The 25,156-nt window shown below is 35.4% G+C and carries 23 protein-coding genes; 13 read left to right on the plus strand and 10 right to left on the minus strand.

The features are described from left to right. Window positions 1-309 precede the first annotated feature (309 nt). Complete coding sequence (locus ACR1PN_RS10720) at window positions 310-1,041, plus strand: SDR family NAD(P)-dependent oxidoreductase (protein ID WP_433980039.1); 732 nt, start codon at window positions 310-312, stop codon at window positions 1,039-1,041. On the opposite strand, the gene ACR1PN_RS10725 is transcribed toward ACR1PN_RS10720, so the two are convergent. The 7 genes from ACR1PN_RS10725 to ACR1PN_RS10755 form a co-directional block, all read right to left on the minus strand. Continuing rightward, complete coding sequence (locus ACR1PN_RS10725) at window positions 1,042-1,578, minus strand: hypothetical protein (RefSeq protein WP_433980040.1); 537 nt, start codon at window positions 1,576-1,578, stop codon at window positions 1,042-1,044. A 46-nt stretch (window positions 1,579-1,624) separates the two neighbouring features. Then, on the minus strand, window positions 1,625-3,505 hold the full coding sequence (ligD, locus tag ACR1PN_RS10730) for a DNA ligase D (protein ID WP_433980041.1): 1,881 nt from the start codon (window positions 3,503-3,505) through the stop codon (window positions 1,625-1,627). Between the two features lie 77 nt (window positions 3,506-3,582). Beyond that, a complete protein-coding gene (locus ACR1PN_RS10735; protein WP_433980042.1) occupies window positions 3,583-4,185 on the minus strand; it encodes a DNA polymerase ligase N-terminal domain-containing protein in 603 nt (200 codons plus the stop codon). Further along, window positions 4,185-4,970: a Ku protein gene (locus tag ACR1PN_RS10740; protein ID WP_072955713.1), complete on the minus strand. Its 786-nt coding sequence runs from the start codon at window positions 4,968-4,970 to the stop codon at window positions 4,185-4,187. Before ACR1PN_RS10740 ends, ACR1PN_RS10735 begins: the two co-directional genes overlap by 1 nt. A gap of 70 nt (window positions 4,971-5,040) precedes the next feature. Beyond that, the gene (locus ACR1PN_RS10745) at window positions 5,041-5,586 is read right to left on the minus strand and encodes a hypothetical protein (RefSeq protein WP_433980043.1); all 546 of its coding nucleotides are present in this window, start codon (window positions 5,584-5,586) and stop codon (window positions 5,041-5,043) included. 66 nt (window positions 5,587-5,652) lie between these two features. Next, window positions 5,653-7,407, minus strand: coding sequence for an aspartate--tRNA ligase (gene aspS, locus ACR1PN_RS10750; RefSeq protein WP_433980044.1), 1,755 nt, complete (start codon window positions 7,405-7,407; stop codon window positions 5,653-5,655). A gap of 136 nt (window positions 7,408-7,543) precedes the next feature. Then, entirely contained in the window at window positions 7,544-7,978 is a 435-nt protein-coding gene (locus tag ACR1PN_RS10755; protein WP_433980045.1) for an ankyrin repeat domain-containing protein, read from the minus strand. A 254-nt stretch (window positions 7,979-8,232) separates the two neighbouring features. On the opposite strand from ACR1PN_RS10755, the gene ACR1PN_RS10760 reads away from it, so the two are divergent. Both ACR1PN_RS10760 and ACR1PN_RS10765 read left to right on the plus strand, forming a co-directional pair. Further along, complete coding sequence (locus ACR1PN_RS10760) at window positions 8,233-9,627, plus strand: MATE family efflux transporter (RefSeq protein ID WP_433980046.1); 1,395 nt, start codon at window positions 8,233-8,235, stop codon at window positions 9,625-9,627. Between the two features lie 123 nt (window positions 9,628-9,750). After that, window positions 9,751-9,861, plus strand: a complete 111-nt coding sequence (locus tag ACR1PN_RS10765) for a 30S ribosomal protein THX (RefSeq protein WP_378180974.1) — start codon at window positions 9,751-9,753, stop codon at window positions 9,859-9,861. Between the two features lie 58 nt (window positions 9,862-9,919). Here ACR1PN_RS10765 and ACR1PN_RS10770 read toward each other — a convergent pair whose 3' ends face one another. Then, window positions 9,920-10,576, minus strand: a complete 657-nt coding sequence (locus ACR1PN_RS10770; protein ID WP_378180971.1) for a DUF937 domain-containing protein — start codon at window positions 10,574-10,576, stop codon at window positions 9,920-9,922. A gap of 92 nt (window positions 10,577-10,668) precedes the next feature. Further along, a complete protein-coding gene (locus tag ACR1PN_RS10775; protein ID WP_433980047.1) occupies window positions 10,669-11,178 on the minus strand; it encodes a DUF2480 family protein in 510 nt (169 codons plus the stop codon). 103 nt (window positions 11,179-11,281) lie between these two features. On the opposite strand from ACR1PN_RS10775, the gene lpxB reads away from it, so the two are divergent. From lpxB to ACR1PN_RS10825, 10 genes are all read left to right on the plus strand, one after another. Beyond that, window positions 11,282-12,391, plus strand: coding sequence for a lipid-A-disaccharide synthase (lpxB, locus tag ACR1PN_RS10780; protein WP_433980048.1), 1,110 nt, complete (start codon window positions 11,282-11,284; stop codon window positions 12,389-12,391). A gap of 54 nt (window positions 12,392-12,445) precedes the next feature. Next, the gene (locus tag ACR1PN_RS10785; RefSeq protein ID WP_433980049.1) at window positions 12,446-14,221 is read left to right on the plus strand and encodes a ComEC/Rec2 family competence protein; all 1,776 of its coding nucleotides are present in this window, start codon (window positions 12,446-12,448) and stop codon (window positions 14,219-14,221) included. Window positions 14,222-14,365: 144 nt separating this feature from the next. Next, entirely contained in the window at window positions 14,366-15,028 is a 663-nt protein-coding gene (locus ACR1PN_RS10790) for a succinate dehydrogenase cytochrome b subunit (protein ID WP_378180959.1), read from the plus strand. A gap of 15 nt (window positions 15,029-15,043) precedes the next feature. After that, a complete protein-coding gene (locus ACR1PN_RS10795; RefSeq protein WP_433980050.1) occupies window positions 15,044-17,056 on the plus strand; it encodes a fumarate reductase/succinate dehydrogenase flavoprotein subunit in 2,013 nt (670 codons plus the stop codon). Window positions 17,057-17,080: 24 nt separating this feature from the next. Further along, window positions 17,081-17,848, plus strand: coding sequence for a succinate dehydrogenase/fumarate reductase iron-sulfur subunit (locus ACR1PN_RS10800; RefSeq protein WP_433980051.1), 768 nt, complete (start codon window positions 17,081-17,083; stop codon window positions 17,846-17,848). A 227-nt stretch (window positions 17,849-18,075) separates the two neighbouring features. After that, window positions 18,076-19,581: a TlpA family protein disulfide reductase gene (locus ACR1PN_RS10805; protein ID WP_433980052.1), complete on the plus strand. Its 1,506-nt coding sequence runs from the start codon at window positions 18,076-18,078 to the stop codon at window positions 19,579-19,581. A 110-nt stretch (window positions 19,582-19,691) separates the two neighbouring features. Further along, window positions 19,692-21,107, plus strand: a complete 1,416-nt coding sequence (gene rlmD / locus ACR1PN_RS10810) for a 23S rRNA (uracil(1939)-C(5))-methyltransferase RlmD (RefSeq protein WP_433980053.1) — start codon at window positions 19,692-19,694, stop codon at window positions 21,105-21,107. A gap of 34 nt (window positions 21,108-21,141) precedes the next feature. Then, a complete protein-coding gene (locus ACR1PN_RS10815; RefSeq protein WP_433980054.1) occupies window positions 21,142-23,622 on the plus strand; it encodes a zinc-dependent metalloprotease in 2,481 nt (826 codons plus the stop codon). A gap of 6 nt (window positions 23,623-23,628) precedes the next feature. Next, window positions 23,629-24,099 (plus strand): DUF6452 family protein, encoded by a 471-nt coding sequence (locus ACR1PN_RS10820; RefSeq protein WP_433980055.1) that lies wholly within the window; start codon window positions 23,629-23,631, stop codon window positions 24,097-24,099. Then, on the plus strand, window positions 24,065-24,727 hold the full coding sequence (locus tag ACR1PN_RS10825) for a DUF6048 family protein (protein ID WP_378180937.1): 663 nt from the start codon (window positions 24,065-24,067) through the stop codon (window positions 24,725-24,727). The genes ACR1PN_RS10820 and ACR1PN_RS10825 overlap by 35 nt, the downstream gene beginning before the upstream one ends. A 19-nt stretch (window positions 24,728-24,746) precedes the next feature. Here ACR1PN_RS10825 and ACR1PN_RS10830 read toward each other — a convergent pair whose 3' ends face one another. After that, entirely contained in the window at window positions 24,747-25,121 is a 375-nt protein-coding gene (locus tag ACR1PN_RS10830; protein ID WP_433980056.1) for a hypothetical protein, read from the minus strand. Between the last annotated feature and the right edge of the window lie 35 nt (window positions 25,122-25,156).

Below are 25,156 nucleotides of genomic sequence, written 5' to 3' on the forward strand. Positions count from 1 at the left end.
GGTATTTGTTTAGGGGGGGGAAAAAAACCCCCCCCCCCCCGATTCTTTTTTACGTATTTATGTAAATTGTCATTCTGCAGGAATCTTGAGTATTACTATAACGCAAAGCTGTCATTCTGAATGAAACGCAGTGGAGTGAAGAATCTACTTAACAATCTTAACTTCTTAATGAAAACTTAATGGTTCATTTTTAAAATTGTTAATAGATCTCCCCTTCGTTGAAATAACAATATTTCCATCAATTTTTTGTGCTATGGAAAAATATTTGTGAAGTTCGTATTTAAGAATTAAAAAAAATATCTTTGCCTCATGAATCAAAACACAGATAAAACAGTTCTCATTCTAGGTGCAAATTCAGATGTTGCGAAACAAGCGATCAGGCAATACGTTCAAAAAGGTTTTTCCGTTATTGCTGCTTCCCGAAATATAAAATCTTTGGAAGAATTTATTCAGAAAAATAGTCTTCATTCAAAGGTTACGGTTTTATCTTTTGATTCGGTTGATTTTGATTCTCATCAAAAATTTTATAATGAACTTTCTGTAAAACCTCATATTGTAGTTTATGCCGCAGGTTTTTTAGTGGATAATGAAAAAGCATTAAGTGATTTTAAAGGAACTCAGCAAATGATGTTAGTCAATTATATGGGCGCGGTGTCCATTTTAAATATTATTGCCACAGATGAAAGCAATAAAAATTTGGAAAGAATTATCGGTTTATCTTCGCTTTCAGGCGTCCGTGGAAGAAAAAGTAATTTCGTATATGGAAGCACAAAGGCTGCTTTTACAACGTATTTAGCCGGTTTACGACAGGAATTGACTTCAAGAAACATCCAGGTCAACGCTTTGGTGATTGGTTATATCCGTACAAAAATCAATGAGGGGTTACAATTGAATGAATCTTTGATTATGGAACCGGATTATGTGGCAAAATTCATTGTAAATGCACGCAATTCTTTTACCATTGTGCCGAATTTCAAATGGAAAATGATTTATTTTATTTTGAAAATGTTGCCGGAAAGTTTGGTAGCAAAGTTACCTTAGTTATTTTGCCTTAGAAAATCTTTCAAGATAGCTTATAACAGTTTCGAAATCATCGTTTTTAAATTCAGCTTTATTAAAGACATAATTTAAATTAGAGATGGTATGAATTATCAGATAATCTTCAATGAAGCTATACGAAATTTTATCCCAAATACATTTTACAGTATACATGGGGTTTGAAATTTCTAATTCTTCTATCGAAAATCTAAGATAGGACGGATCATTCTTCTGTTGTAATTCTTGTATGATTTTCTCAATTTCTATTTTAAACTTCTTTTTAGAATTAAAATATTGGTATATTAAAATAAAACAATAACCACAAAGAAAAATACCGGTATACTTCAGGATATAATAGAAAAGACTTCTATCGAAGTTTTCTATGGGATAAAAACCTAAGAATAAAAATAGCAATGTAATAATAATCAATTTTCTCCAGCCTTTAAACGCTTTTTTCCAAACATATTTAAAATAGAAATTTTGGTTTCCCCTTTCTATTCTTTCATCGAAAGGAAATTCAATTATTATGTTGTCATCCATTGGTATTAGTTATATTGATATTCCAAGAATACAAACATATCAAAAATTACTCTCTCTGCAATAATTCCAACGCCTTCATCATATCAATTCCCTTTCCCAAAACAGATTTAAACAAATCTCCTTTTTCCTTAATTCTGTCTAAAGCATTATGAATATTAAAATCAGTTGGTTTTAAGCCGGGTTTCAATTCATTCCATTCCAAAGGCATGGAAACTGAAGCGCCCTGTTTGGGTCTTAGGCTGTAAGCGCTTGCCAAAGTCTGTCCGGTTCTGTTTTGAAGATAATCAAGGTAGATTTTTTTATCGTCACGCTTCTGTAGGCTTCTTTCTAAAGTGGTGATTTTCGGAAGCTGTTCATGAACCTGCTTCATCAGAATATGGGCAAAATCTTTTACCTGGTCAAAATCATATTTTCCGCCCATCGGAATGTATACATGAATTCCCGTGCTTCCTGAAGTTTTGCAGTAACCTTCAATTTTAATCGATTTCAACACTTCATTTACCTGCAATGCCGTTTCAATAACCTCATCAAACGTATTTTTCTTAGAAGGGTCAAGGTCTAAAACAAGGAAATCAGGATGGTCAAGATCGGGAAGTGAAGAATTCCACGGATTCATGTCGATACAGCCCAAATTATTGAGATAAGCCAGCGTTGCCTTATCATTACAGTAAATATAATCGATGTCTTTATCATTCGATTCCGAATAGACCTGTGTCGTTTTTACCCAATCCGGAATATGGTCACTGGCGTCTTTCTGATAAAAATTCTGCTCCTCAATTCCGTTTGGAAAACGGTTCAGAGAAAGCGGGCGGTTTTTAAGATGGGGTAAAATATAGCTGGCAACCGACTGATAATATTCAATCACATCACCTTTGGTAATATTATCTTTCGGGAAATAAATTTTGTCCTGATTGGTCAGTTTTACCGTATGTTTATTCAGAGTAATTTCCTTCTCATTTTCAGAAGCTTTTGTCTTTTTGGCTGTTGCAGACGTTTTCATATTTTTTGATTTTGATGTATTAATGATTTCGTTCGATGAATTTCTTACTTCTTCAGGTTCTTTATCTTCACGGATGGCAACAAAAACGGGGTGTCTGAAAATTCCGTCTTTTGTGATTTCGGAATATTTTATTTCGCAGACCAACTCAGGTTTTGTCCATGTTACAGGCATATTTGTTTTTGGCTTATGTTCGAAAGGTGAACTTTTAATGATGATTTTTTGTAATCTTTCAAGAACTTCCCGAATTAATTCCTGATTAAATCCTGTTCCGGTATGTCCGCTGTAGGTAAGCTTTCCGTCGATATATTTTCCTAAAATCAATGCGCCGAAACCTTCCCTTGAACCTCGCGGCTCCGTAAATCCACAAATGATGGCTTCTTCGGTATTGGTAAATTTTATTTTCAGCCAATCGGAAGTACGGTGGTTTTCTACGTAAGGACTGTCTGCTTTTTTGGCGATCATGCCTTCAAGCTTCATTTTTTTCATCTGATTGAAGAAGTCGATTCCTTTTTCAGGAATATGATCACAGTATTTGATAACCTCGGTTTCAACTAAAGCCTCTTTTAACAGTTCTTTCCGTTGAATTAAAGGCAGTTCTTCCGTAGAATGACCATTCAGCCATAAAATATCAAAAACCTGATAAACTAAGGCTAAATCGGGATTGTCCCCGATCTGCTGTAATAATTGAAAATTGGGTCTTCCGGTTTCGTCATACGCTACAATTTCCCCGTCCAGAATCATTTTATGAACCTGATTGTCGAAATCACGCGAAACTTTTTCAAATTTAGATAAAAAAGAAATCCCGTTTCTGGAATAGAAGAGAGGCTGTTCATTGCTGAGATCGGCTACGGCGCGGTAACCGTCCCATTTTATTTCGAAAACCCAGTCCGGATCATCGAATGCTTCGCCTGATAATTTGGCAAGCATGGGCTTAATGTAATTGTCGATTTTCTTCTCGTCAACCAAAGAATTAAAACGCTGAAATCTTGGCTTTGTTTCTGAGGTTATGACTTTTTTTTGCTGCTTTTTAGGCTTTTTTTTTCCTCTAAAAATTTTGTGACCTGAGAATTTTTGGCGGTATTTTCTTCTGCATTATAATCGCTTTCGGCAAAATCATCTTTATGTTTAATCAGAAGCCATGAATTTTCTTCTGTATTTTTCATTTTAACCAAAGCAAATTCACCTTTCAGCTTTTTGCCGTGTAAGATAAACTTTAAAGAGCCTGCATGAAGCTCTTTTAACAATTCTTTTTCGTCAGAAAGCTTTGAATCGTTGTCTAACGGTTCATACGTTCCGCTGTCCCAAATTTCAACCTGTCCGGCTCCGTAATTTCCTTCAGGAATATTTCCTTCAAAATCTTTATAATCGTAAGGGTGATCTTCCACCATCATCGCAAGACGTTTGTCTTTGGGATCCAATGACGGACCTTTCGGAACCGCCCAGCTTTTGAGAACACCGTCCATTTCGAGACGGAAATCATAATGCAATCTCGAAGCCGCATGTCTTTGAATCACAAAAATCAGCTTGCCCTTACTTTTTTTCGCTTTGCCTTTAGGTTCGGTGGTTTCGTCGAATTTCCGCTTTTCGTTGTAATCTTTTAGAGCCATTATGATGCGTTTTTAGATTTGGTATTCTGTAGACTGGCTTTCAGCTGAGCCATCAGATCAATCACTTTACCTTCTTTTGCAGGTTCTGCTTTTTTAGCTTTTATATTTTTACCTTTTGCTTTTTGCTTAATGATCTTCATTAAAGCTTCAGAATAGGTGTCTTTGTACATTTCAGGATCGAATTCCTGTGAAAGCTGTTCAATAAGATTAATGGCCATTTTCAGTTCTGCAGGTTTAGGAGCCTTTGCAGCCGGAATTTTCAGATCGCCGTAATCTCTTATTTCTTGGGCAAATCTTAACCGGTTTAAGACCAAAACTTCGTCATTGTAAGGACGAATCATTCCGATGGCTTCACTTTCGCGCAGGACAAAAGTTCCGACACCGACCATTTCTGTTTTAGCCAAAGCCTTCAGCAACAGCCGATAGGCATTTTCCCCATTTTTCTGAGGTTCGAGGTAATATGGATTTTCGAAGTAAACGGAATCTACTTCGCTTTCCTTCACAAACTGATCAATAGAAAGTATTTTGGATTTTTCAGGACTTGCCGCTTCATAATCTTCTTCATCAAGAATGATGTATTTGTCGTCCATGAGATAACCTTTCACAATATTTTCCCATTTCACTTCTTTGCCTGTATTTTCGTTGACTCTTTTAAACCGAATATTCGAGAAATCAGACTTATCGAGCATATCCAAATCCAGTTTTGTGGTTTCGGTAGCGGAGTAAATTTTTACAGGAATATTGACTAAACCAAAGCCAATGGCGCCGTTCCAGATTGCTTTCATTGTCTTATATTTTAAATAAAAAGAACAATGATTGTGCCGAGCGAAAATTATTTACTAAATGTGGTATGAATTAAATTTCTTTAAAACTTGAATATTTTTCAAGATGTTGGAGAGTTTTATTCAGATTTTCTCCATCAATATTAGCTTTGTCCAAAATAAAATTCATAAACGATGAAGCTGTGATATAGAGATACTGATCATCTAAAATACAATATGTAATTTCTTTCCAGATAAATTTATATTCAGATTTGTAATTTTTAAAAGAGAAATGAGACGGAGTAAATTCCCAAATAACATCTTTAGAATTGGTTTTAATATTTGCAACTTCTTTTTCTATGATTTCTTTGAGTTTTTTCTTATTTTTTCTGTACAATGAATAATATGAAACATAATTAATGCATGTTGCAATGCTAAACCCAGCAAATAATCCAGCGAATCCATAATCTTCAGTAAGAAAAAAAACTATTGCAACTGCTAAGGTGATAATTCCGCCTAAAAGATTTTTATTGTTTTTGGTAAGATTACTTTCCCAAAGTCTTTTAAATTCATATTGATTAATTTGTCTTAAGGTTTCTTCTGAACATGGTGTATTGAAAGTAAGAATTTCTTCGTTCATGGTTTAGTTTTAAATAAAAAAGCGGAGAAAAATTCTCCGCTTCTAATTTAATTATTTTTTGAGCAATTATGCTTTTAAATTCAATTGTAATTCCAGTTCATCGAGCTGTTCGTTTGCAATAGCTGCAGGCGCATCGATCATCACATCACGTCCTGAATTATTTTTAGGGAATGCAATATAATCTCTGATTACTTCGTTTCCGTCAAGAATCGCTACCAAACGGTCGAATCCGAAAGCCAAACCACCGTGAGGCGGAGCTCCGTATTTGAAAGCGTTCATTAAGAATCCAAACTGTGCTTCTGCTTCTTCTTTTGAGAATCCTAACAAATCAAACATTTTAGACTGAAGATCTTTATCGAAAATTCTGATAGAACCACCGCCTATTTCGTTTCCGTTCAACACCATGTCATAAGCGTTTGCTCTTGCTTTTCCGGGATCTGTTTCCAATAAATGAATATCTTCAGGTTTTGGAGACGTAAAAGGGTGGTGCATGGCGTGGTAACGTCCGCTTTCTTCATCAAATTCCAATAGTGGGAAGTCAACTACCCAAAGTGGTGCGAAAACGTCTCCTTTTCTTAATCCTAAACGGTTTCCAAGCTCCATTCTTAATGCCGAAAGCTGAGTTCTTACTTTGTGCTCGTTTCCGGAAAGAATTAACATTAAGTCACCTTCCTTAGCTCCGAATTTTTCGATGATTTTTGCTAAATCTTCCTCGTTATAGAATTTATTTACCGAAGAAGTTTTCACACCGTCATTCTGGAATTTCACCCAAACCATTCCTGAAGCTCCGATCTGTGGTCTTTTCACCCAATCAACAAGCTCGTCGATTTGTTTTCTTGTATAGTCTGCACAACCTTCCACATTGATTCCGACAACCAATTCTGCTTCATCAAATATTTTGAAATCTTTTCCTTTTACTAAATCGTTCAGTTCCACGAACTCCATTCCGAAACGGATATCCGGTTTGTCGTTTCCATATTTCTGCATCGCATCGGCAAACGTCATTCGGGGGAAATCTCCGAATTCCTGACCTGTAATGTCTTTCAGCAAAGTTTTCGTCATTCCTTCAAAAACGTTCATTACGTCTTCCTGCTCTACGAAAGCCATTTCACAGTCGATTTGTGTAAATTCGGGCTGTCTGTCGGCTCTTAAATCCTCATCACGGAAACATTTTACAATCTGGAAATATTTATCCATTCCGCCAACCATCAATAATTGTTTGAAAGTCTGTGGAGACTGTGGCAATGCATAAAACTGCCCAGGATTCATTCTGCTTGGAACCACGAAATCTCTCGCTCCTTCCGGAGTAGATTTGATTAAAACCGGAGTTTCAACCTCGATAAATCCATTGTCTGAAAGGTAATTTCTCACCTTCTGCGCCATTTTGTGACGGAAGATCAATTTATCTTTCACAGGATTTCTTCTGATATCCAAGTAACGGTATTTCATTCTCAATTCTTCGCCACCGTCTGTTTCGTCTTCAATGGTGAAAGGCGGAAGCTGAGATTCATTAAGAACCGTTAATTTTTCAACTAAAATTTCAATTTCTCCAGTTGGAATATTCGGGTTTTTGCTTACTCTTTCGATAACTTTTCCAGTCACCTGAATCACAAATTCACGTCCCAATTTTTTTGCATTTTCCATCAGTTCCGCTGTAGAACGGTCCTGGTCGAAAACCAACTGAGTAATTCCGTAACGATCTCGAAGATCTATCCAAATCATAAATCCTTTATCACGGATAGTCTGTACCCATCCTGAAAGTGTAACTTCTTCATTAAGATTTTTAAGAGATAATTCTCCGTTTGTGTGCGATCGAAACATTATTATTTAAAGTTTAAAGTTTATGGTTCAAGGTTTTGAACCTTTGATAATTTCCGTTGGCAAAGATAAGATTTTTGAAGGTTTTAGAAACAAAAAAACTCCCCGAAGGAAGTTTTAAATATTATTTTAGAATTTCTTAAAGAATTGCAGCGGTTGCTGTCTGTTTATTTTCTGTAGCGTAATCTTTTGCCGTTTTCCCGTTAAGATCTTTTGCGTTTTTATTAGCCCCTTTTTTTAGAAGTAATTTTGCTGCCTCAGTTTCTCCGTACGTTGCTGCAACCATTAAAGGAGTGAGTCCTTTACAAGCTTTATTAACATCAGAATTATTTTCAAGTAAAAAATTTATAAGGTTCTGTCTGTTATGTCTGATACTATATGACAACATTGTATATGAATTTTCTTTGATATCAATACATTTATCATATTCAGCTTTTGTAAATGCTTTTTTAAATGTTTCAATATTGTCTGTCTGTATGGCTTGACGCTGAACTTTTGTTGCCTGCTGCGCATAAATTGAATTTGTAAGAGCAACAAATCCAACAAGTAAAGTTGTAGTAATTATTTTTTTCATAATCTAATTTTATCTAAATAATATACAAATCTAAATAATTTTTTGATACATGTTGTTAATTATTAATTCATTTCGTTGGTTTTTATATCATGTTAATTAAATAAACATGAAATTCTCAATAATTAAATACTTCAGATGAATAGTGATTTAACAAGCAAAAATTTATAAAAAGATATGTTGGGCTAATTAAAAACTTTCCATATGCGAAGTTGTGTTGCTTTTCGAATTGATATTTTTGTCGAAACAATTTGATCATGTCTAAATACATCGCTTTTCTAAAAAAAGCATTAAGCGGCAAAGAAGTCGATTATACCAAAGTCTCCATAAGAAGCGCAGTTCTTCTGTTGGCAATTCCGATGATGCTCGAAATGGCAATGGAATCTGTCTTTGCATTGGTAGATCTCTATTTTGTAGGTCATCTGAAAGAAAGCGGGTATGCTATTCAGACGGTAGGTTTAACAGAATCTGTACTTTCCATAATGTATTCCATTGCGATTGGAATGAGTATGGCTGCAACGGCATTGGTGGCGCGAAGAATTGGTGAGAAAAATCCTGAGCAGGCTTCCCGAAGTGCAGCACAGGTGTTGTTGGTTTCCTTCGTGGTAACTTTTGTTTTAAGTTTGTTTGGGGTTATTTATGCTGAAGAAATTTTAATTCTTATGGGTTCAAAACCGGAAGCTGCAGCTTATGGAAAAGATTTTACAAGAATTATGATGGGAAGCAGTGTGATCATTATGCTTTTATTCTTAATTAACGGTATTTTCAGAGGAGCAGGAAATGCTGCCATTGCCATGAAGTCTTTATGGATTGCCAATATTGCCAATATTATTTTATGTCCGGTTTTAATTAAAGGTTTCGGGCCAGTTCCGGCTATGGGATTGACGGGAGCTGCTTTAGCTACAACAATCGGAAGAAGTATCGGGGTAGCCTATCAATTGTATCATCTTTTAATTGCAGATACTCAGATCAGAATTTACCTCAATTATTTCAAACCAAAATTTGATGTGATAAAATCTGTAGTGAAAATTGCGACTCCCGGAATTTTTCAGTTTGTCATTGCTTCCTGCAGCTGGATTTTTTTAGCCAATTTAGTGGCTACAACAGGAGGTGAGAATGCTTCAGCCGGTTATCAGACAGCTTTACGGTTGATGATGTTTTTCATGCTTCCGGCTTGGGGACTGAGTAATGCAGCCTCAACTTTAGTTGGTCAGAATATGGGAGCCAATGAAATGCAAAGAGCAGAACAATCTGTCATGAAAACCATAAAATATAATGTGATTTTTATGGTGACAGTGAGTGTGATTTTCTTTTTTCTTGGTGATTTTTTAGTCGGATTTTTCACAAACGAAACTGAAATTAAAAATATTGCGATCAACGCATTACATATAATGGCTGTTGGATTTATTTTCTACGGAATCGGAATGGTGATGATCAATGCCTTTAACGGAGCCGGAGATACCTGGACGCCAACCTGGGTAAATCTTTTCGGATTCTGGCTGTTTCAGATTCCTCTGGCTTATTTTCTTTCAAAATATTTTGAAATGGGGCCGAAAGGTGTTTTTATTTCTATTCCCGCAGCGGAAACTTTGATAACAATCGTTGCTTTTATTCTATTTAAAAATGGAAAATGGAAAACAGTGAAAGTGTAGAAGGTTGAATGGATCTGGAAACTGCATGTAAAGCAAAAATATTTATAAAAATTTTAACAGCTTTAATCTTTGATTTTTACCATCAGTTTTTTTAAATTCGTATATCAACTAAAATATATTGCTATGGGAAAAGGAGACAAAAAATCTAAAAGAGGTAAAATTAACAACGGAAGCTACGGAAAAAGAAGACTACGTAAAAAGTCTAAGTCTGTAGCATCTGAAGCCAAAAACTAACAAATAAAAAGACCAGAGAATATTTCTCTGGTCTTTTTCTATCGTTGTAAAAATTTTCCTATTTTCCTCCGAAAAGTCCACCAAGAAGGTCTCCTAAACCTCCACCGCCTTGTTGTTTTTGTTGTCCGCCTCCCAAAACGCTTCCTAAAATATCATTTAGAGGATTTCCGGAAGATTGTGATTGTCCACCTCCTAAAACACTTCCAAGAATATCGTTTAAAGGATTAGATTGCTGTTGCTGAGCCTGGTTTTGAGCTCCGCCCAAAATTCCGCCTAAAAGATCACCAAGTCCTCCTGCTCCAACATTGTTCTGCTGCTTTTCTTTACCGATATATCCCATAATCAAAGGCGCAAGCATCGCTAAAATCGGGCCTATTTTATCAATAGAAATTCCGGTATTTTGTGATAGCTGATTTTCAACAGTATTTTTTTCGCTTCCGAAAATATGAGAAAGAATCGAGCCACCTTCGTTTTGTCTTGCTTCCAGTTGTGAAGTGTCATTCAAGATACTTCCATCATGATCCTTGTCGAGTGCATTGTTCAGAGCTTCAGCTTCTTTTGCATCCTGAGATTTGTTTCTTAGGTAAGAAATGATAAGTGGTGTAGCAACTGCCAAAAGTGCAATGATTTGATTTTTGCTGATTCCGAATTTGTTTTCAGCCTGTTCTGCAACCTGATTTCCTGTGTTTCCTGTAAGTAGGTCAATTAAACTCATTTTGTGTTTATATTTTTATTGTTAATCAACTCAAAGTTATCAAAAAAAACGAGATACGGTAATTTTTACAGCTAAAATTTTACAGCTAAAACTCAATTTTTCAAGATTGGCACATTGGAGCAGGCTTCACCGAACATTAAAGATTTTACCATCGGGCTTAGTTTTTCTACCAATTCCACATATGCATTTTCAGGAATAGATTTGTCTGAACACCCTTTTACCAAAACTCTTTTACCATCCATTTCAGAAAAATCATAATTTTTTACTGCTTCATGCATCAAAATTATTTCTAAATTTTCTGCACTTCCATAAACTATTTTTTTGGCAACTTCGGTAAGTTTTGCCGTAATCAGAAAATACGCCCAAAGCGGAACAATCGCATCTGCAGAATTGTAAATGTAAACGTAAGTATCTTTGTATTCTTCTAAATTAATAGCTGCCACTTTTTCACGAAAATCTTTCTCCTTCAAAACCATCTCCATAAAAAGGAAATCTTTCAGATCAATACCTTTTCTTTCACCTTTTGGAAGCAGGGTAGATAAATCGAAATTGATTAATCCGCTCGCTGCAACTTTATTCTTTATTTCAAATTCTTCTGACATTTTTATCATTATCTTTGAAGCAAAATTACTCATTTCTAATTTGAAATTTGAGGTTTGATATTTGAGATTCAGAAAATCAATCGTCGCCCATTATTCATCATTTATGAAATATTATATCATTGCAGGGGAAGCTTCCGGAGATTTGCACGGGAGCAATTTAATGAAAGCTTTAAAAGAAAAAGATTCCAGCGCAGAATTCAGGTTTTGGGGCGGAGATCTGATGCAGAAACAAGGAGGAACTTTGGTGAAACATTACCGTGATCTGGCTTTTATGGGTTTTCTGGAAGTAGCAATGAATCTGAGGACGATTTTAAATAATATTAAATTCTGTAAGGAAGATATCAGAAATAATAAACCGGATGTTTTGATTTTGGTTGATTACCCGGGATTTAATCTCCGTATCGCAAAATTTGCCAAAGAATTAGGCATAAAAGTGATCTATTATATTTCTCCGCAGCTTTGGGCTTGGAAAGAAGGCCGTGTGGAAATCATCAAAAAATATGTGGATGAAATGATGGTGATCTTACCTTTCGAGGAAGATTTTTATCATAAACACGGCGTGAAATCTCATTTTGTAGGTCATCCTTTATTAGATGCCATTTCTTCGCTTCAGGAAATAAATGTTGAAAATTTTAAATCTGAAAACGGTTTAAACGAAAAAGAAATTATTGCACTATTGCCGGGTTCGAGAAAACAGGAAGTTGAAAAAATGCTGGAAATGATGCTTTCTGTTCGTCCGCATTTTGAAAATTATCAGTTTGTAATTGCAGGTGCGCCAAGTCTGGAGAAAGAATTTTACCAAAGATATGTAGATGAAAATGTACATTTTGTTTCCAATAGAACCTACGATTTGTTGAGGTGTTCGAAAGCTGCCTTGGTCACTTCGGGAACGGCAACTTTGGAAACTGCTTTGCTGAATATTCCGGAAGTGGTTTGCTATCGTGGAAGTAAAATTTCATATGCTATCGCTAAACGACTGGTAAAAAATATCAAGTATATTTCTTTGGTCAATTTGATTATGGATAGGGAAGTGGTAAAGGAATTAATTCAGAACGAACTCAATACTCAAAACCTTGTCAAAGAACTGAATTTCATTCTTGAAGGCGACAAAAGAAGCAAAATGCTTCATGATTTTAAATTACTGAGAGAAAAATTAGGCGGAAAAGGTGCGAGTGAAAATGCTGCGGATGTTATTTTAAGCCTAAAAAATTAGAAAAATTTAATTTTCGTATTCTAAAATTTTCTAACTTAGTTTGTTCAAACACAGATGATTTTGAACAGACAGCCAATCTTGATTCTTGTCATTTCTTTTATCCTTGGAATTTTCCTTCAGGATAAATTTTCTTTTGAGCAAAATTCTATTTTTCTCATAGTGCTGTTTTCTATTCTGATTTTCGGATTGTTTTTTCTGAAAAATCAATTTCTATTTAAAATCAGAAATATTCTTCTCGTGGTTTTATTTTTCGGATTGGGAATTTCTTTCCACTTTTATAATCATTTAAATGAAGAAAGATTTAATTTAAAAACCAATGAAACGATTGTTTTTAAAGTTTCAAAAAAATTAAATTCAAACGAAAAGTATAAAAAATATGAAGTTGTAGCTGAGTTTGGAAATCGATCTTTTGAAGCAATTGCTAATGTTGAAAATGACCAAAAAGAATTAGATTTCAATCATTATTACAAAGCAAAAGCCTATATTGTTCAGCCTAAATCTCCCGAACATCATTTTCAGTTTGATTATTCAAAATATTTAAAGCGAAAAAATATTCATTATCAATTTTTTGTCAATGGAGAAATATCTTCTGCAAAAAGAAATGATTTGAGTTTTTCTGAAAAAATTAAACAAAAACGGTTAGAAACTTTACAGAAAATCGATCATTCTGAAATGAATTTTCGCAGCCGAGAATTTTTAAAGGGAATTATTCTCGCAGACCGAACAGAAATCGATACTGAAACCGTTCAGGATTTTAATCGTTCGGGTCTGGTGCATTTTCTGGCAATTTCGGGAACGCATATCGTCGTAATTTTCGGGATGTTTTATTTTCTGATGATGAGGTTTTCTCCGGTTGGTTTTAAAAAATATGCGATTGTTATCAGCTTAATTTTTATCTGGATTTTTGCTATCTTCATCGGATTTGGAAACTCTGTGGTGCGCTCCTGTATTATGATTTCTGTGTATTTTATTTATGTTTTGCTCCAAAGAAAACCAGATTTACTGCATTCGATGGCGCTTTCTGCTTTTATAATTTTAATGATTGATACGCAGCAGATTTTTGATGTTGGTTTTCAGTTAAGTTTTCTGGCGGTTTTTGGGATTTATTGGTTGAACCAACCTATTTTAAAATATCTTCCGAGACAGGATCATTATTTCAAGAAAATCATCTACAATACGATTTCTATTTCCATTGCGGCACAATTGGTGACTTTGCCATTGGTTTTATATTATTTTCATCAATTTTCTTTGATTTCTATTGTTGCGAATTTTTTCATTGTTCCTTTTTCTGAATTGATTATTGTTTTTTCTTTTATAGTGACTGCTCTGATTGGTTTTAATATGGATTTTGAATTTATTTCTGTTATTTATGATTTTACTATTCAGATTTTATTGAAAACCATTCATTGGTTTGCCGGTTTTGATTCTGTATTTTTTGAAAATATTCCTTTAAATCTAGTTGAGGTTTTTGCTTTGTTCGGAATAATTTACTTTCTGAAATTTATGCTTGAAAAATTTAATTTTAAAAATATTTCCAATGTAGTTTTAAGTGTTTTGATGTTTACTATTATTCGGATTTCTTTGAATGTGATTGAAAATCAAAAAGATGAATTTTTGGTTCATCATTATAAAAAGGAAACTGTTATTTCAGTTAAAAAAGGAAATCAAGTTATATTTTGGATGAATTCTGAAAAAGAAAAAAGTAAAATTCAACAGTATATTATTAATCCCTATACGTCAAATCGCAGAATTAAGAAAGTTGAAATGAAAAGTTTTCCGGCTTCTGCAAAAATGGTAAAATTCAAAAACAAAATTTATTACTTAAATTAGTGTCAATAATTGAAAGTTTTCGTGGTTTTATTATTGTTTTAACTCTTATTTAGAAACATTACAAACTGTCTAATAGTGAGATTTCTCAGTTTCACGTATTGTTAACATTTCCTAATTTTGTGGAAATTCAAATTTAAACTTAATATGGCAGGTTTAACAAGTTCTACAATTGGTAGAAAATATGCTATGGCATTGTCAGCAATGTTTTTGCTGATATTTTTGGTGATGCACCTTTCTGTAAATCTATTGTCGGTTTTCGGGCAGGATGCTTACAATAATGCTTCGCAATTTATGGGGTACAATCCTCTTATTCAGTTTGTAATGCAGCCGGTGTTGATGTTTGCGGTGATTTTCCATTTTGTGATGGGATTTGTTTTGGAAATTAAAAATAAAAAAGCACGTCCTATAGGATATGATACCAACAATGGTGCGGCAAATTCTACCTGGATGTCCAGAAATATGTTGATTTCAGGAGCTGTGATTTTAGCATTTATTTTCCTTCACATGTATGACTTCTGGTTTCATGAGATGAATTACAAATATGTAGACGGATTACCGATTGAGGAATCTCGTTTCTGGGGTGATCTTCACGGGAAATTTGCTGATGTTTGGAGGGTAGCGCTTTATGTAATCTCTTTCGTGTTATTGGGTCTTCACCTGGCGCACGGTTTCCAGTCTTCATTTCAGTCTGTTGGAGCAAGACACCCAAAATATACTCCGGTTGTGAGAGCTATTGGAAACTGGTACTCAATCCTTATTCCACTAGGCTTTATTTTTATTGCAATTTTTCACTTCGTAACTCAATAATATCAATATACTAATATGAGTAAATTAGATTCAAAAATTCCTGCTGGTCCGTTAAAGGATAAATGGAAACATCATAAAGACCATATGAACCTTGTTGCACCCAACAACAGAGATAAGATTGATATTATTGTTGTAGGTACAGGTTTAGCAGGTGGTTCTGCTGCGGCTACTTTGGCTGAGCAAGGATATAATGTAAAGGCATTCTGCTACCAAGATTCTCCAAGAAGAGCACACTCGATTGCTGCTCAAGGGGGGATTAACGCAGCTAAAAATTATCAGGGAGACGGTGACTCTACGTACAGATTGTTCTACGATACCATCAAAGGTGGTGACTACAGAGCTAGGGAGGCAAACGTTTACCGTTTAGCAGAAGTTTCTGCAAATATTATCGACCAATGTGTTGCTCAGGGAGTTCCTTTCGGACGTGAGTACGGAGGTCAGCTGGATAACCGTTCATTTGGTGGGGTTCAGGTAAAGAGAACTTTCTACGCAAAAGGACAAACCGGTCAGCAGTTATTATTAGGTGCCTATTCTGCAATGAGCCGTCAGATCGGTAAAGGTAGAATTAAAATGTACAACCGTCACGAAATGATGGAATTGGTCATTGTAGATGGAAAAGCAAGAGGGATCATCGCAAGAAACCTGGTAACAGGTGAAATCGAAAGACATTCTGCTCACGCGGTTGTAATTGCTTCAGGAGGTTACGGAAACGTATATTTCCTTTCTACCAACGCAATGGGGTCAAACGTTTCTGCAGCTTGGAAAATCCATAAAAAAGGAGCATATTTCGCAAACCCTTGCTACGTACAGATTCACCCGACTTGTATTCCGGTTCACGGAACTCAGCAGTCTAAACTGACTTTGATGTCTGAATCATTAAGAAACTCAGGAAGAATCTGGGTTCCTAAGAAAATTGAAGATTCAGTAGCAATCAGAGAAGGTAAATTGAGACCTGAAAATATTAAAGAAGAAGACAGAGATTATTATTTAGAGAGAAGATATCCTGCATTCGGAAACTTAGTGCCTAGAGACGTTGCGTCTAGAGCGGGTAAAGAAAGATGTGATGCCGGTTACGGAATCGAAAATAATGATACTAAAGAAGGTGTTTACCTGGATTTCTCTACAGAGATCATGAAAAAAGGTAAAGAAGCCGCTATCGAAAAACATATTCACAATCCTACAGAGCAGCAAATCTATGATTTAGGAAAAGCCTGGGTTGAGGAGAAATACGGTAACTTATTTGTAATGTACGAAAAAATTACGGCTGATGATCCTTACAAAACTCCAATGAAGATCTATCCTGCAGTACACTACACAATGGGTGGTGTTTGGGTTGATTATAACTTACAGTCTACAATCCCTGGATGTTTTGTAATTGGTGAAGCTAACTTCTCAGATCACGGAGCTAACCGTTTAGGAGCTTCTGCTTTGATGCAAGGTTTGGCAGACGGATATTTCGTACTTCCTTATACAATTGCAGATTACCTATCAGCAGATATCAGAACGGGAGCAATTCCTACAAATTCTGGTGAGTTTGATCAGGCTGAGAAAGACATTAAAGATAAAATACAATTTTTCTTAAATAATAAAGGAACGCATTCAGTAGATTATTTCCATAAAAAATTAGGACACATTATGTGGAATAAGGTAGGAATGGGAAGAACTCCTGAAGGTTTAAAAGAAGCTATCGCTGAAATCGCTCAGGTGAAAAAAGAATTCTGGGCAGATGTAAAAGTTCCCGGTGATGCTGACGGAATGAACACTGAGCTTGAAAAAGCTTTCAGAGTGGCAGATTTCATCGAGCTTGGACAACTGATGGCGATTGATGCTTTACACAGAAACGAATCTTGTGGAGGACACTTCAGAGAAGATCATGCGACCCCTGAAGGTGAAGCAGAAAGAGATGATGTGAACTTCAAGTATGTTGCAGCATGGGAATATCAAAACGATGATATTACTACTGAGGTTCTGCACAAAGAAGATCTGATCTACGAAAATATTGAAGTTAAAGCAAGAAGTTACAAATAATCTCCAACCTATAAATAAATAATTATGAGTGCAAAAAAAGGCCTTCATCTTACCCTGAAAATTTGGAGACAAAAAAATAGCAAAACTAAAGGTCAGTTTGAGACCTATAAAATATCAGATGTTTCTACAGACTCTTCATTCCTGGAGATGTTGGATATTCTGAACGAAAATCTTATTAACGAAGGAAAAGAGCCCATCGCTTTCGACCACGACTGTCGTGAAGGAATCTGTGGTATGTGTTCTCTTTACATCAACGGTAGAGCGCACGGTCCGGATACAGGAATTACAACGTGTCAGCTTCACATGAGAATGTTCAAAGACGGTGAAACCATCGTTATCGAACCTTGGAGAAGTGCAGCGTTCCCAGTAATCAAAGATTTGATGGTAGACAGAAGCGCATTCGACAGAGTAATGGCTGCAGGTGGTTTCATTTCGGTGAACACTTCAGGTAATACTTTGGATGCCAATGCAATTCCGGTTCCTAAAGAAGATGCAGACAAAGCAATGGATGCTGCAGCTTGTATCGGATGTGGAGCTTGCGTGGCGACTTGTAAAAACGGTTCTGCAATGCTATTCGTTGGCGCTAAAGTTTCTCAGTACGCTCTTTTACCACAAGGTAGAGTAGAAGCGAAGAGAAGAGTTCTGAACATGGTGAAAGCTATGGACGAGGAAGGATTCGGAAACTGTTCAAATACCGGTGCTTGTGAAGTAGAATGTCCGAAAGGAATTTCTCTTGAAAACATTGCGAGAATGAACAGAGAGTATATGTCAGCTTTTGTTGACAGAGGATAATCTTTTTTTAAAATACATTATAAAATCGTCTTCTCTTAGGAAGGCGATTTTTTAGTTAAATCTTTCATAAATTAGCTTTAATAATTGTATTCAGTTTAATTATAAAACCTATTTTTGCTAAATTATTTAAAACAAAAATGAAATCGAAGATTCAATCATTCAAAAAAAATTATAGTACGATAATGATTAAAAAATATCTTTTATTGTTTGTTATTGCAATATTTGCAATGTCTTGTTCAAAAAAAGTTGAAGTAAAAGGAAAAATCGCAGGAAGCTCACCTCTTGAAAGAATCGAGTTTGTTGAAGCTTCAGGCGTAGCAACCCTTCCGCTTGCCAATTTCGGTATTGATAAAGACGGAAACTTTACAGGAACTTTCGAAGCTCCCAAAAACGGAATGTATGTGATCAACTATGCCGGAAAACAAAATCTGATTTTCCTAAAAGGTGGCCAGAAGTTGAATATCTCTGGTAATTCTGTTACGTTCCCTAATGAATATGTTGTAACGGGTGATGCTAAAAATGATAACGATTTCTTCCAGGCTTGCCAGAAATTCTTAATGAGCTACGGTCAGGGGCTTAATATCCAGGAATTGGCTGCAGGTGACGAAAGCAAGTATGTAAAGGCAATGCAGAAAATCGAGGCAGACATCAATAAAAATATTGATGAAAATGTAAAAAAATACAATCCTGGTAAAGAAGTAGTTGAATGGAAAAAAACGGATGCTAAAACTGCAATTCTTAATTTATTGGTAAATTATGAAATGTCTAAAAAGATGGGTGGTAATCCTTCATTTAAATTGGCAAAAGTTTTCACAGACTACGAAAACAAACTTCAGGAAAATAAAGATACAATGATCAAAACGAGCCCGTTCTACAGACAGTATCTTTTAACGAAGATGAGTCAGGATTTCCAGAAGTTTGCTCAGGCAAAAACTCAAGGAAAAACGGATGTTACGACTTCAGAACTGTTTAATGAGTTTTTAAAAGGTAAAAAAGAAATTTCTCAGACAGAGAAAGATTATTTATTGGCTTTCGTTATGGCTCAGTCAGATATTCATCCGCAGACTCCTGCCGCTACAGCAGATAAAATCAAGAAAATTATCGAAGAAGATATCAAAGATGCTACCATTAAGGCAGATCTTAAAAAAATGCAGTTTGCGATCAACGGATTTAAAGTTGGTGACGATGCACCTGAAGCTTCGTTGGTAAAGGAAGATGGTTCTGCATATAAGTTAACTGAAAACAAAGGTAAACCCTATATGATCGTATTCTATGCATCTTGGAATCCTTACATTAAGGAAGGAACTGTTCCTGTTTTGAAAGAAGTCGTGAATTTCTACAAATCTAAAATGAACTTTGTATTTGTAAATCTTGATGATACCAAAGAACAGTTTGGAAAAACAAGCAAAGCAATGCTCAGCGGAATTACCGGAACTAATGTTTACGGAGATGGAGGTCTTAATTCTGATATTGCTAAGAAATATGGAATTTACGGATTTAAACTACCAAGTTTCATTGTTGTAGATAAAAACGGTAAAATTGCCAGCAGACCTTTCAATAACCTTGGTGATCAAGACTTGATTACAGTATTGGAAAAACAGACAGGTCTTAAAGCGCCACAGGTAAGCCCTCAAGCGCAATTACAACTTGATCCTTCGGCTTTCCAACAGGCTCCTGGAGTAGAGGAAGCTCCTAAAACACAAGAGACTCCGGCTCCGGCTCCAACTAAATAATTAAGTTTAAAAAGTATAAAAGAAACCTTGTCTTCGGATAAGGTTTTTTTTATTGTATTTTTGCAGACCGAAACTGTTTAAGTTTCAATTAGAAAAATAGAAAAATTAGAATGGGTAGGAAGAGTAATAAGAAAAATTTAATTCTTGAAAATATAAAATTAATTTCTGCGGGAGCAAAAGGTGTTGCTATTGGAAGAACTGAAGAAGGAAAAGCTGTGATGGTTTCCGGAGCAATTCCCGGGGATATTGTTAACGTGAAAGTAAAGAAAGCCAAGTCAAAATATTTTGAAGGTGAAGCTGTGGAAGTTATCGAAAGATCACCTTACAGAGTTGAACCAAAATGCATTCACTTCGGAACTTGTGGTGGCTGCAAATGGCAGAATATGAGCTACGAAAAGCAGCTTGATTTTAAACAGGAAGAAGTTTATAACAATATTAAAAGAATCGGCGGAATTGATGATTTCGTTACCGTTCCTATTTTAGGTTCTGAAGAGCAGTACTTCTACAGAAACAAAATGGAGTTTTCTTTCTCCAATGCAAGATGGCTGACTCAGTACGAAATCAGTTCTGAAGAAAATTTCGGAAGCAGAGATGCGCTTGGTTTCCATATTCCGGGAATGTGGAGCAAGATTTTAGACTTGAAAGAATGTTTCCTTCAGGAAGACCCTTCCAACGCTATTCGTTTGGCAGTGAAGAATTATGGAGTCAATCAAGGGTTAGACTTTTTTGATGTTAAAAATCAGGAAGGTTTCTTAAGAACTTTGATGATGAGACAAAATTCCAAAGGAGAATGGATGGTTTTATTCCAGCTGTACAGAGAAGAAAAAGAGAACAGAGAAAAACTGTTTACTTATTTGCTTGAAAATTTTCCTCAGATCAAAACTTTGGTGTACGCAATCAATCCTAAGCAAAACGACTCAATTTACGATTTAGATATCAATGTCTATTTCGGGGAAGGATTTTTAATGGAAGAAATGGATGGCCTGAAATTTAAAATCGGTCCGAAATCATTCTTCCAGACCAATTACAAACAAGCTTTGGAATTATACAGAAAAACACTTGAGTTTGCTGATTTAAAAGGTGATGAAGTGGTATATGATCTATATACAGGAACCGGAACGATTGCTCAGTATGTTGCAAGAAATGCAAAGCAAGTAATCGGAATTGAATCGGTTCAGGAAGCTATTGACGCAGCAATTGAGCACGCCGAATTGAACGGTTTAACGAATACGACATTCTATTGTGGTGACATGAAAGATGTTTTCACGGAAGAGTTTTTAGCCAATCATCCCAAAGCAGATGTTTTGATTACTGATCCGCCAAGAGATGGAATGCACCAGAAAGTGGTAGAACAGATTTTAAAATTAGCGCCTGAAAAAGTAGTATACGTAAGCTGTAATTCTGCAACACAGGCGAGAGATTTGGCTTTAATGAAAGAGTATTATACTTTGGTGAAAATTTTACCGGTAGATATGTTCCCGCAAACCCACCACGTAGAGAATATTGCGCTGCTTATCAAGAAATAATTACGTAGATTTGGTTTAATAAAGTTTAATGAATATGATAAAGAACTGTAAAGCTTTTTTCTTAGTTGGAGTCTTATTTTTTACCCAACAAAATTTATTTTCTCAGGAAAAAAATAAAGATTCTGCTACAGCTGTAAAAAAAGATACGGCGGTTGTCAAGAAAGACGATAAAAAGAAAAGTCCGATCAAATCATTTAAAGAAATCATTACCGATAAAGCGGTTTCTGACCAGGGGGTTTTTACGGTTCACAAAGTAGACGACAAATATTATTTTGAAATTCCTGACGCAATGTTGAAAAAGGAATTTCTTCTAGTAACAAGATTAACGAAAGCTGCCGCAGGTATGCGTTCCGGAACTTCCGGTTATGCGGGAGATCAGATTGGTCAGCAAGTTATTGCTTTTGAAAAAGGTCCTAAAGATAAAATCCTATTGCGCTCTATTTCTCACGTTGATTATGCCAAAGATTCTACGTCGCAGATGTATAATTCGGTGACGAGAAATAATGTGCAGTCTATTATCAAATCATTTGATGTAAAAGCTTACGGACTAAAGAAAAATTCTTCAGTCATTGAAGTTACCGATGTTTTGAATTCGGATAACGAACTGACTTCCTTCTCGGTTTGGGCTAAAGATTCTTACCGTGTGGGAACATTCCAGAAAGATATGTCTTTCGTGAATTTTGTGAAATCGTTCCCGACCAATATTGAAATTAATACTACCAAAACTTTCGCAAGAACTTTAGGTACGCCTGCAACTCCGGCTGTTCCGGGAAGACCTGCTCCAAAAATCAGTGGAAATTATACCGTAGAAATCAATTCTTCTTTTGTTCTTCTTCCTGAAAACAAAATGCAGGCAAGATATTTTGATCCGAGAGTAGGTTATTTCACAGTAGGTTATACAGATTTCGATTTGGATCCTCAAGGAGTAAAAAAAGTTTCTTTGGTAAAAAGATGGCGTCTTGAGCCAAAACCACAGGATGTAGAAAAATACAATAAAGGAGAATTGGTAGAACCTGCTAAACCTATTGTGTTCTACATCGATCCTGCAACTCCGAAAAAATGGGTTCCTTATTTAATTCAGGGAGTTAACGATTGGCAGAAAGCATTTGAAAAGGCCGGATTTAAAAATGCTATTGTTGCAAAAGTTCCGGATCCCAAAGTTGATACAGAATGGAGTTTGGAAGATGCAAGATTTTCAGCGATTGTTTATAAACCTTCAGATGTGCCGAATGCTTCAGGACCTTCAATTGCCGATCCGAGAACGGGGGAGATTTTAGAAAGCCACATCAATTGGTATCACAATGTCATGTTATTGTTGAGAAACTGGTATTTTGTACAGGCTTCTCCGAATGATCCAAGAGCCAGAAAAATGAAGTTTGACGAAAAACTGATGGGTGAATTGATCCGTTTTGTTTCTTCACACGAAGTTGGTCATACTTTAGGATTAAGACATAACTACGGTTCAAGTTCAACGGTTCCGGTTGAAAAATTGAGAGATAAAAAATGGCTGGAAAAGAACGGTCACACTCCTTCAATTATGGATTATGCAAGATTTAATTATGTTGCACAGCCGGAAGATAATATAGGAGATTCAGGAATTTTTCCAAGAATCGGTGACTATGATAATTGGGCAATCGAGTGGGGATATAAAAGATTTAATCAATTTAAAAGTCCGGATGCAGAAAAAGAATATCTGAATAAATGGGTGATCAAAAATCTTAAAAACGAAAGACTTTGGTTCGGAACAGAAACAAATCCATTAGATCCGAGATCTCAGAGTGAACAGGTCGGAGACAACGCTATGATTGCAAGCACTTATGGAATTAAAAATCTGAAAAGAATTGTAGATAATTTGGATGACTGGACGAAGACTCCTAACGAAGATTATAAAAATCTTGAAATGATGTATGATCAGGTGACCACACAATTCAGAAGATATTTAGGTCATGTTTCAAAATATATCGGTGGACAAATGGAAACTCCGAAAACAGTGGAACAGTCTGGTTCGGTTTATGAAGTTGTTGCCAAAAAAGACCAGCAAGAAGCATTACAGTTTTTAAATGAAAATATTTTCACAACACCACAATGGTTGCTGAAAAAAGATATTTTTGAAAAAACAGGAAAAGCTCCGGTAAAAACGGTTGAAGAAATGCAGAATGGAGTTTTGGGAAGAATATTAAGTCCGATGGTTCTTCAGAGTTTATATCAGTCGGAAGCGGTTGATCAGAATTCATATTCTCTGATTGAGTATTTTTCAGATTTAAACAATTCAATTATTAAGAAAGACAACGTAGATATTTACGGTAGAAATCTTCAGAGAAACTATGTCGATATTTTAATTAAATTAATAGATACGAAAAACTCCGATAAATCTGACGTTTCAGCGATTGTAAGAGGAAATTTAAATACCATTAAAAAAGATCTCGCGGCAAAAACGGCTTCTAATGATTTGGTTAATAAGTATCATTATGAAGACTTGGTTTTCCGCATTGAGAAAGCTTTAGATCCAAAATAAAAAAGTATGAAATATTTTAAATTCATCTTATTCATTTTTGCATTATCATCGGTCATTTCGTGTGGAAGTGATGATGATATTTGTGAAAGCGGTGAAGGTACACCGAGAATGAAAATCATGTTTAAGAAAAACGGTAAAATCGCAGACATGGATTCAGTAAAAATTTACGCTAACCTTGGAACTAATATTGTTGACTTGGGATGGAAACTCAAAGTTGATTCTGTGTTTGTTCCTTTGCGTGTAGACGATTCTCCATTTACGGATTTATATGTAAAAACGTCTACTCAGGAAGATTCTACAAGAGTAAGGGTAAGCTACACAACAAAGTCAATCTACGTTTCTCCGGGATGTGGTGTAAAAAAAAATTATGAAAATGTAAATTCGGTATTATCAGCTCCAAATTCCTTAAAAAGTCTTGAGCAGGGACAAAATTTTATAGACAATGAAGAAAAAACTAATTTATTCTTTAATTTTTAGTGTTTTAAACTTGTTGAATTTTTCTGCGCAGGAAAAAGAAGAAGTTGAAAAACCAAAATGGAAATATGAGCCCAATTTTATTGTTGGCGTTGATGTCTTGAATGCGGGAGTTTCTTTTTTCTCAGACAGACAATTGTTTCAGGGATTTATTTCTTCTAAAGTAAAAGATAATCTTCACGGCATTATTGAAGCAGGCTTTGATAAAAATGTGTATCAGAATAATGGCTACGATGCAAAAGCAAGTGGTCCTTTTGCAAAGATCGGAGCTTTTTATATGTTGGCAAGAGACCGTGAGAATGATTTTAACGGATTTTATGGAGGTGGAAAAATCGCGGGTTCATTCTATAAACAGGAATATATGGCAATTCCGGTAAGGGGTTTTGGTGGGAGCAGTTCAACTGTGTCGATGCCGTCCTCATCACAGTCATCTTTCTGGTTAGAAGGAACTTTAGGCGGAAGAGTACAGTTGTTTGAATCGAATTTTTACATTGATGTAAGCATGCAGCCACGTTATTTAATGGTAACCTCAAAGCAGGATGATGTTGTTCCGATGATTGTACCCGGTTTTGGTAAGAGTTCCAATAAATTCAATATGGGCTTTGCGTGGAATATCGCATATAAATTTTAAAAATAAAAAAGAGCATGTTTTACTTGCTCTTTTTTGTTGCTGTCAATTTCTGAATCTCGTCGTACAAACTTTTTAATTCTGCCGGTGGATTTCCTGAATCGAAGTCTGAAGATTTATATTCTTTATCATTCTTAATGATTGTAATGGTTGTAGAAAGTGCTCCGTCACTAAATCTTTTGGTAGATGGTGATTCTAGTTTTGAGATTGCTTCAAGGCTGATGTTTTCTACAAGCTTTTTAATTTCAAGATACTGGTTTTTAGTGATTTCTGATTTGATTGAATTTCCATTTAATGACGTTTGTATTTCTTTTGAGGTTATGGTAAATAATCTATTTGTACCTCTTGTACGCTCAGAAAGCAATACTTTATAAAGTGAATTTGACTCTCTGCTCATTGAATTTTTGCATGCACTAAAAAGAAGTGTTGATA

The organism is Chryseobacterium sp. RLHN22, from assembly GCF_051011795.1.
Taxonomy (GTDB): domain Bacteria; phylum Bacteroidota; class Bacteroidia; order Flavobacteriales; family Weeksellaceae; genus Chryseobacterium; species Chryseobacterium zhengzhouense.

Excerpts from the sequence above, each read along its gene's own strand:
- ligD (WP_433980041.1), bottom strand. The coding sequence starts at position 3,505 with ATGCTTGCCAAATTATCAGGCGAAGCATTCGATGATCCGGACTGGGTT.
- ACR1PN_RS10725 (WP_433980040.1), bottom strand. The coding sequence starts at position 1,578 with ATGGATGACAACATAATAATTGAATTTCCTTTCGATGAAAGAATAGAA.
- ACR1PN_RS10740 (WP_072955713.1), bottom strand. The coding sequence starts at position 4,970 with ATGAAAGCAATCTGGAACGGCGCCATTGGCTTTGGTTTAGTCAATATT.
- ACR1PN_RS10825 (WP_378180937.1), top strand. The coding sequence starts at position 24,065 with ATGAAGAAAAAACTAATTTATTCTTTAATTTTTAGTGTTTTAAACTTG.
- ACR1PN_RS10820 (WP_433980055.1), top strand. The coding sequence starts at position 23,629 with ATGAAATATTTTAAATTCATCTTATTCATTTTTGCATTATCATCGGTC.
- ACR1PN_RS10800 (WP_433980051.1), top strand. The coding sequence starts at position 17,081 with ATGAGTGCAAAAAAAGGCCTTCATCTTACCCTGAAAATTTGGAGACAA.
- rlmD (WP_433980053.1), top strand. The coding sequence starts at position 19,692 with ATGGGTAGGAAGAGTAATAAGAAAAATTTAATTCTTGAAAATATAAAA.
- ACR1PN_RS10775 (WP_433980047.1), bottom strand. The coding sequence starts at position 11,178 with ATGTCAGAAGAATTTGAAATAAAGAATAAAGTTGCAGCGAGCGGATTA.
- lpxB (WP_433980048.1), top strand. The coding sequence starts at position 11,282 with ATGAAATATTATATCATTGCAGGGGAAGCTTCCGGAGATTTGCACGGG.
- aspS (WP_433980044.1), bottom strand. The coding sequence starts at position 7,407 with ATGTTTCGATCGCACACAAACGGAGAATTATCTCTTAAAAATCTTAAT.
- ACR1PN_RS10790 (WP_378180959.1), top strand. The coding sequence starts at position 14,366 with ATGGCAGGTTTAACAAGTTCTACAATTGGTAGAAAATATGCTATGGCA.
- ACR1PN_RS10765 (WP_378180974.1), top strand. The coding sequence starts at position 9,751 with ATGGGAAAAGGAGACAAAAAATCTAAAAGAGGTAAAATTAACAACGGA.
- ACR1PN_RS10795 (WP_433980050.1), top strand. The coding sequence starts at position 15,044 with ATGAGTAAATTAGATTCAAAAATTCCTGCTGGTCCGTTAAAGGATAAA.
- ACR1PN_RS10770 (WP_378180971.1), bottom strand. The coding sequence starts at position 10,576 with ATGAGTTTAATTGACCTACTTACAGGAAACACAGGAAATCAGGTTGCA.
- ACR1PN_RS10830 (WP_433980056.1), bottom strand. The coding sequence starts at position 25,121 with ATGAGCAGAGAGTCAAATTCACTTTATAAAGTATTGCTTTCTGAGCGT.
- ACR1PN_RS10805 (WP_433980052.1), top strand. The coding sequence starts at position 18,076 with ATGTCTTGTTCAAAAAAAGTTGAAGTAAAAGGAAAAATCGCAGGAAGC.
- ACR1PN_RS10720 (WP_433980039.1), top strand. The coding sequence starts at position 310 with ATGAATCAAAACACAGATAAAACAGTTCTCATTCTAGGTGCAAATTCA.
- ACR1PN_RS10815 (WP_433980054.1), top strand. The coding sequence starts at position 21,142 with ATGATAAAGAACTGTAAAGCTTTTTTCTTAGTTGGAGTCTTATTTTTT.
- ACR1PN_RS10755 (WP_433980045.1), bottom strand. The coding sequence starts at position 7,978 with ATGAAAAAAATAATTACTACAACTTTACTTGTTGGATTTGTTGCTCTT.
- ACR1PN_RS10785 (WP_433980049.1), top strand. The coding sequence starts at position 12,446 with ATGATTTTGAACAGACAGCCAATCTTGATTCTTGTCATTTCTTTTATC.
- ACR1PN_RS10760 (WP_433980046.1), top strand. The coding sequence starts at position 8,233 with ATGTCTAAATACATCGCTTTTCTAAAAAAAGCATTAAGCGGCAAAGAA.
- ACR1PN_RS10735 (WP_433980042.1), bottom strand. The coding sequence starts at position 4,185 with ATGGCTCTAAAAGATTACAACGAAAAGCGGAAATTCGACGAAACCACC.
- ACR1PN_RS10745 (WP_433980043.1), bottom strand. The coding sequence starts at position 5,586 with ATGAACGAAGAAATTCTTACTTTCAATACACCATGTTCAGAAGAAACC.